At 64.1% G+C, this 6,000-nt stretch carries 8 protein-coding genes; 4 read left to right on the forward strand and 4 right to left on the reverse strand.

The features are described 5' to 3' along the window. Nucleotides 1–59: 59 nt before the first annotated feature. From PARACOCCUSGL_RS0105960 to PARACOCCUSGL_RS0105970, 3 genes are read right to left on the reverse strand one after another with little or no spacing between them, the layout of a single operon-like run. Nucleotides 60–842 (reverse strand): metal ABC transporter permease, encoded by a 783-nt coding sequence (locus PARACOCCUSGL_RS0105960; RefSeq protein WP_010394197.1) that lies wholly within the window; start codon nucleotides 840–842, stop codon nucleotides 60–62. A 6-nt stretch (nucleotides 843–848) separates the two neighbouring features. Beyond that, entirely contained in the window at nucleotides 849–1,616 is a 768-nt protein-coding gene (locus tag PARACOCCUSGL_RS0105965) for a metal ABC transporter ATP-binding protein (RefSeq protein WP_010394199.1), read from the reverse strand. Continuing rightward, entirely contained in the window at nucleotides 1,613–2,116 is a 504-nt protein-coding gene (locus PARACOCCUSGL_RS0105970) for a Fur family transcriptional regulator (protein WP_010394201.1), read from the reverse strand. The genes PARACOCCUSGL_RS0105965 and PARACOCCUSGL_RS0105970 overlap by 4 nt, the downstream gene beginning before the upstream one ends. Nucleotides 2,117–2,196: 80 nt before the next feature. Between PARACOCCUSGL_RS0105970 and PARACOCCUSGL_RS0105975 the strand changes: the two genes are divergently transcribed. Continuing rightward, the gene (locus tag PARACOCCUSGL_RS0105975) at nucleotides 2,197–3,129 is read left to right on the forward strand and encodes a zinc ABC transporter substrate-binding protein (RefSeq protein ID WP_010394203.1); all 933 of its coding nucleotides are present in this window, start codon (nucleotides 2,197–2,199) and stop codon (nucleotides 3,127–3,129) included. Between the two features lie 171 nt (nucleotides 3,130–3,300). Beyond that, the gene (hemP, locus tag PARACOCCUSGL_RS21380; RefSeq protein ID WP_010394206.1) at nucleotides 3,301–3,477 is read left to right on the forward strand and encodes a hemin uptake protein HemP; all 177 of its coding nucleotides are present in this window, start codon (nucleotides 3,301–3,303) and stop codon (nucleotides 3,475–3,477) included. Between the two features lie 21 nt (nucleotides 3,478–3,498). Here hemP and PARACOCCUSGL_RS0105985 read toward each other — a convergent pair whose 3' ends face one another. Continuing rightward, nucleotides 3,499–4,917, reverse strand: coding sequence for a pseudouridine synthase (locus PARACOCCUSGL_RS0105985; protein ID WP_010394209.1), 1,419 nt, complete (start codon nucleotides 4,915–4,917; stop codon nucleotides 3,499–3,501). Nucleotides 4,918–5,025: 108 nt separating this feature from the next. Here PARACOCCUSGL_RS0105985 and PARACOCCUSGL_RS0105990 point away from each other — a divergent pair, with 108 nt between their 5' ends. Beyond that, nucleotides 5,026–5,475 (forward strand): nucleoside deaminase, encoded by a 450-nt coding sequence (locus PARACOCCUSGL_RS0105990; protein ID WP_010394212.1) that lies wholly within the window; start codon nucleotides 5,026–5,028, stop codon nucleotides 5,473–5,475. Nucleotides 5,476–5,569: 94 nt separating this feature from the next. Beyond that, a partial coding sequence (locus PARACOCCUSGL_RS0105995) for a biotin carboxylase N-terminal domain-containing protein (protein WP_304412096.1) occupies nucleotides 5,570–6,000 on the forward strand: 431 nt, incomplete at its 3' end.

The raw sequence follows: 6,000 nt of genomic DNA on the forward strand, positions 1-6,000 counted from the left end.
AGGATACCGCCAGCCGACCGGCCGAAATTTGCCGGCCCCAGACGGCTGCACGAAACCGGTTATTTCCGCCAAATGCCTAAAGTTACGACATAAATAAGTGCGGAAATGGCCACGATTGATGGCCCTGCGGGCGTATCGAGCCTGAGACTGGCCCAAAGTCCGCCAAGGACTGCGATCGCGCCGATCAATGTTGCGGAACCGGCCATGCGTTCGGGCGTTGCCGAGAATCCCCGGGCTGCCGCAGCCGGCACAATAAGCATGGCCGAGATCAGCAGCGCGCCAACGATGCGAATCGCGATCGCCACCACCACGGCCAGTGCCAGCGACAGGATCAGCCGTTCACGCGCGGGATCGATTCCTGCTGCCATCGCCAGTTCCTCGTTGACCGAGGCAGTGACCAGCCGCTGCCAGCGCCAGATCAGCAGGCCAAGGACCAGCGCCGACCCGCCCCAGATCCAGACAATGTCGGTCCGGCTGACCGCAAGGATATCGCCAAACAGGAATGCGTCGAGCCCGACCCGCAATGAGGGCACAAAGCTTGCCCCAACCAGACCCAGCGCCAGTGCGCTATGGGCCAGCACCCCCAGAACCGTATCCATGGACTGGCCGCGCCCGGTCAGATGAGCCACCACCAACGCCATGGCGACGGCGACGGCAAGCGTCCCAAGATAGATCGGCGCCGACAGGGCAAAGCTTAGCGCCACGCCTAAAATCGCCGCATGGGCGGTCGAATCGCCGAAATAGGCCATGCGTCTCCAGATCACGAATGAGCCCAGAGGGCCGGTCGCCAGCACCAGACCAAGCCCAGCCAGTGCGGCGCGGGTCAGAAAATCGTCAAGCATGGGACCTCAATGCGGATGGGTGCAGCCCGGGCCATGGTGGTGGCCCCCGGCGATATGATCGTGGTCGTGGTCGTGTTGATGGCGGTAAAGGGCCAGCGTCCCTTGCGATTCGGCACCAAACAGCGCGCGATAGGCCGGGGCGGCGCTGACCGCCTGAGGCGTCCCCTCGCAGCAGACATGGCCATTGAGGCACACCACCCGGTCCGAGGCGCGCATGACCACCAAAAGGTCGTGACTGACCATCAGAACGGCTGCACCAGTCTCGGCCCGGACCTCTTCGATCAGCTTGTAAAAGGCAACGATCCCCGGCTGGTCCAGGCCCTGAGTAGGCTCATCAAGGACAAGCAGCTGCGGGTCGTTCAGCAATGCTCGGGCCAGCAGGACGCGCTGGAACTGCCCACCCGACAAGGCGGTAATCTGGCGCTGCTCAAGCCCCGGCACCCCGGTCCGCGCCAGGGCTGCCGCGGCCAGATCGTCACGGACCCGGTGCGGCAACGACAGAAAGCGGCGCACGGTCATGGGCATCGCGCGTTCGATATGCACGCGCTGGGGAACATAGCCTATCCGCAGTCCCGGCGCGCGCTCGACCCGGCCCGAATCCAGCGCCACATGACCCAGAAGCGCGCGTATCAGCGTCGATTTGCCCGAACCGTTTGGCCCGACCACGGTAACGATCTCGGCCGGGCGGATCAGAAAATCGACATGGCTCAGCACCGGGGACCCCAACCCGCCATGGCTGACCGTCAGATCGGTGGCCTCAATAAGCGAGGTCACGCGCCAGCCTCACGGCAACGGTCGCAAAGACCCAAAAGCTCAACCGTCGACCGCTCAATAAGAAAGCCCGAGCTGCCGGCGAGATGCTGAAGGGCAGTGCGCAGCTTTGTCGAATCGGCCTCGGCCACCTGCTCACACCCGCGGCAGATCAGGAAAGCGGGTGAGTGGTTACGCTCGTCCGAGAGGCAAGCGGCGTAGGCGTTCAGCCGCTGGACGCGATGGGCAAGGCCCTGCTCGACCAGAAAATCCAGCGCCCGGTATGCGACAGGGGGCTGTTTGCCAAAGCCTTCGGCCGACAAACGTTCAAGCACCTCATAGGCCCCCATCGCGCGATGCGATTCGAGCAAGATTTCAAGCGCGCGACGGCGCACCGGGGTCAGGCGCACGCCCTCGGCCCGGGCCTGCTCTTCGGCACGCGCCAGCACCGCCGAGGCGCAACGGGCATGATCGTGGTCGTGGAATGGATCTTCCGGCTCGGCCGGGGCAGCAGGATCAGACATGATGTTACATTGTTACATTTTTACTTGACGAGTTACAATATAACATAAATAGATTGGGAGTTTCTGCAAGTGAGTTCGCCATGACCCGACCCTCCCTTTCGTTTTTCAGCCTTGCGTTTGGGGCTTTCGCCCTGCCCGTCCATGCCGAGGTGCCGCGCGTCGTGACCGATGTTCCGGTCGTGGGTGCATTGGTCCAGCAGGTGATGGGCGATCTGGGCCGGCCGGACATCCTGCTGGAAGCCGGCGGTGATCCGCATAGCTATTCGCTGCGCCCCAGTCAGGCGCGCAGTCTGCAAAACGCCGATCTGCTGATCTGGGTCGGCCCTGAACTGACCCCATGGCTCGCCCGCCCCGCCGAAAACCTGGCCGCCGGCAGCCACAGCATGACGCTGCTGGACCTGCCCGCCACCAGGCGCCACGAATACGCCGACGCACATGAGCATGAGCATGAGCATGAGCATGATGACCACGGACACGACCACGTCCACAGCGGCACTGACCCTCATGCCTGGCTTGACCCGGCCAACGGCCAAGCATGGCTAGAGGCCATTGCCGAGGCGCTGGCAGCACGCGACCCTGACCATGCCGCAGTTTATACCGACAACGCAGCCAAGGCCGCCGCCGAGATATCGGCGCTGGATGCTGAGCTGGGTGCCCTGCTTGCCCCCGCCAAGGGCAAGCGATTCGTGGTCTTTCACGACGCATACGGTTATTTCACCGCCCATTACGGGCTTGAGCCGGCAATTGCGGTCAGCCTTGGCGATGCCTCGACCCCGTCAGCAGGCAGGCTTGAGGCGATCCGCAACGAGATCTCATCCCAAGGCGCGGTCTGTGCTTTTCCAGAGGCGAATCACGACCCCCGCCTGATTGCCGCCGCGACCGAGGGAACCGAGGTCCGGCAGGGCGAAGCGCTGGACCCCGAAGGCAGCGGCGCGCCAGCTGATCCCAACCTGTATCCGGCCGTTCTGCGCGGGCTGGGCAAGGCGCTGGCGGACTGTCTGAACCAAGGCTAGAATCAGCCGAATCCATAACCATCACAAAAGCCGGGCACCCAACCAGTGCCCGGCTTTTTTAATTACATAACAAATAATTAACAGGATGGAAAATTCCCGACTATTTTCCTTTGACATCTCTTATAAATTTTGTCAGGTTACCCTCACCGCGACAGAAACGAGGAACTGGACATGACCGCGACCCGCCCTGCCGAATTCACGCGTCCCGGCGTGACCGCATTGCAGCGTCTTCCCGAATATGATGCAGAATTGCTGACTGCCGGCGGCAATCAGGCACTGATCGTTCTGGGTGATCAGGTGTACAACCTGCGCATCACCCGGGCCGGCAAACTGATCCTGACGAAATAACCCGATCAAGGGCGGCGCGTGTTACCCGCGCCGCGGACCCTTTCCCTCTGGTCGCGCTCCCTTGCCGGGGGCGCGATTGGTTTTTGCAAACCCCGGTTTCCCCCCCGACTTCGGTCCTGCCTTTGGGCCAGGTTTGCCAAAGGGCTTGCCAGCGCCCTTCCCGCCGTCGCGACCGGTTTTGAATTCCTTGAAATCACGGGCCGGTTTGGCGTCGCGGGCAGGTTTACCCTGAGCGCGCGGATTCGCACCCCTCTCGCCCTCGGCCGCACGGAGCTTGAAGCCGGATTTGCCACCGGGTGCAGAGCGTTCGCCATCGCGCGGGCCTTTGGCAAAAGGTTTGCGGGCCTCTCCATCACGGGCGGGTTTGCCAAAGGGTTTACGCCCCTCGCCGTCGCGTGCAGCCTGACCAAAGGGCTTGCGACCCTCACCGCGCGGCGCGGATTTGCGGTCATCCCCCTCGGCGCGCTTGCCAAAGGGCTTGCGCCCGGCGTCATCACGGCGGGCGGTAAAGCGACGCTCTCCGTCCTCACGGCGGGTCGGGCGCGATTCGCCATCCTCGCGCTTGCCCATCGGACGGCGCGGCCCGTCAGAACGGGCCCGCCCCTCGCCCGGCTTGCCATCCGCCCTGGCCGCACCCCGATCCCGGAACGAGCGCGGTTTTTCCTCGGTCTCCCCGGTCAAAAGCCCGCCAAGCTGGTCGCGCAGGACCTTGCGCTTGACCTCGCGGACCTCGTTTTCCTCCATCCCCGTCAGCTTGAAGGGGCCATAGCCGATCCGAATCAGCCGGTTCACGATCAGCCCGACATGCGCCATGGCGCGACGAATTTCGCGGTTGCGGCCTTCGCGGATCCCGACGGTCAGCCAGGCGTTCGCACCCTGCTGGCTGTCCAGATTGATCTCCATCGGCGCGAATTCCTCGCCGTCGATGGTCACACCCCGGCGCAGCGGCGCAAAGGTCAGGTCGGTCGGCTGACCGTTCACCCGCACGCGATAACGGCGCAGCCAGCCGGTGCTGGGCAGTTCCAGCCGACGCTTAAGCTCACCATCGTTGGTCAGCAGCAGCAGCCCTTCTGAATTCAGGTCCAGCCGCCCCACGGTCATCACCCGCGGCATGTCGCGCGGCAGGGCATCAAACACCGTCTGCCGCCCCTTTTCGTCCGAAGCCGAGGTCACCAGCCCAACCGGTTTGTAGTAAAGCCACAGCCGCGTCTCTTGCGGCGCGTCCATGGGCTTGCCATCAACCGTGATCCGGTCTGATGGCAGGACATCCAGCGCAGGGCTGTCGATCTTGCGCCCGTTCACCGACACCCGGCCTTCGACGATCATGCGCTCGGCCTCGCGGCGGCTTGCGACGCCGGCACGGGCCATCACCTTGGCGATACGTTCGCCAGCGGCAGGTTTCGGGGTGTCGTCCGGGGTGGTTTCGGGGGTGTCGGTCATGGCGATCTCCTGCGCATCTCTGCGGTGGCAAAGCGGGCTCTCTACGCCCAATGACTGAAGATGGAAAGCAGTTCTTGCAAGCAATGCAAGCCCGCGCGAAAAGCGCGCATGGTCTTTGCCTCGCATATGCCCGCCGCTCTGGCTGAGGCCCGCGCCGCCGCCCGGCGCGGCGAGGTGCCGGTGGGCGCTGTTCTGGTCGGTGCGGATGGCACGGTTCTGGCCCGTGCCGGCAACCGCACGCGCGAACTAAGCGACCCGACAGCCCATGCCGAAATCCTGGCCATTCGCATCGCTTGCGCGACTGTCGGTTCGGAGCGGCTGCCGGGGGCGCGGCTTTGGGTAACACTGGAACCATGCCCGATGTGCGCTGCCGCCATCTCAGCCGCGCGCATTGAAACCCTTTATTACGGGGCTGATGACCCGCGCATGGGGGGCGTGCGCCACGGCGCGCGCGTTTTTGACCACCCCCAATGTCACCACCGGCCAGAGATCATCGACGGCATTTCCGCAGAAGAATCGCGGCGGCTGTTGCAGGAGTTCTTTCGCAACCGCCGCTAACATGACAAATCCACGTCACGAATCCGTCGCAATGGGTGCTTGCGCTGCACCGCAGCATGAATAGGATGCCTGGCGAGCGAACATGGGGGGACTGATGTTCCGGAAGATTCTTGTAGCGAACCGAGGTGTGATTGCGATCCGCGTGAAGCGGGCGGCAAACGAGCTTGGGAAGAAGACGGTCGCAGTCTATGCCGAGGAGGACAAGCTGAGCCTGCACCGCTTCAAGGCGGACGAAGCTTACCGCATCGGCGCGGGGCTGGGGCCGGTCGCGGCCTATCTGTCGATCCCCGAGATCATCCGGGTGGCGAAGGAATCCGGCGCCGATGCCATCCACCCGGGCTATGGGCTGCTTTCGGAAAACCCCGATTTCGTCGATGCCTGCGCCGAGGCGGGGATCGCCTTCATCGGTCCTTCGGCGGATACGATGCGGGCGCTTGGCGACAAGGCCAGCGCACGGCGCGTCGCCATCAAGGCTGGCGTCCCGGTCATTCCGGCGACCGAGGTGCTGGGCGACGATATGGAGGC

Source organism: Paracoccus sp. TRP (genome assembly GCF_000185925.1).
GTDB classification, from domain to species: domain Bacteria; phylum Pseudomonadota; class Alphaproteobacteria; order Rhodobacterales; family Rhodobacteraceae; genus Paracoccus; species Paracoccus kondratievae.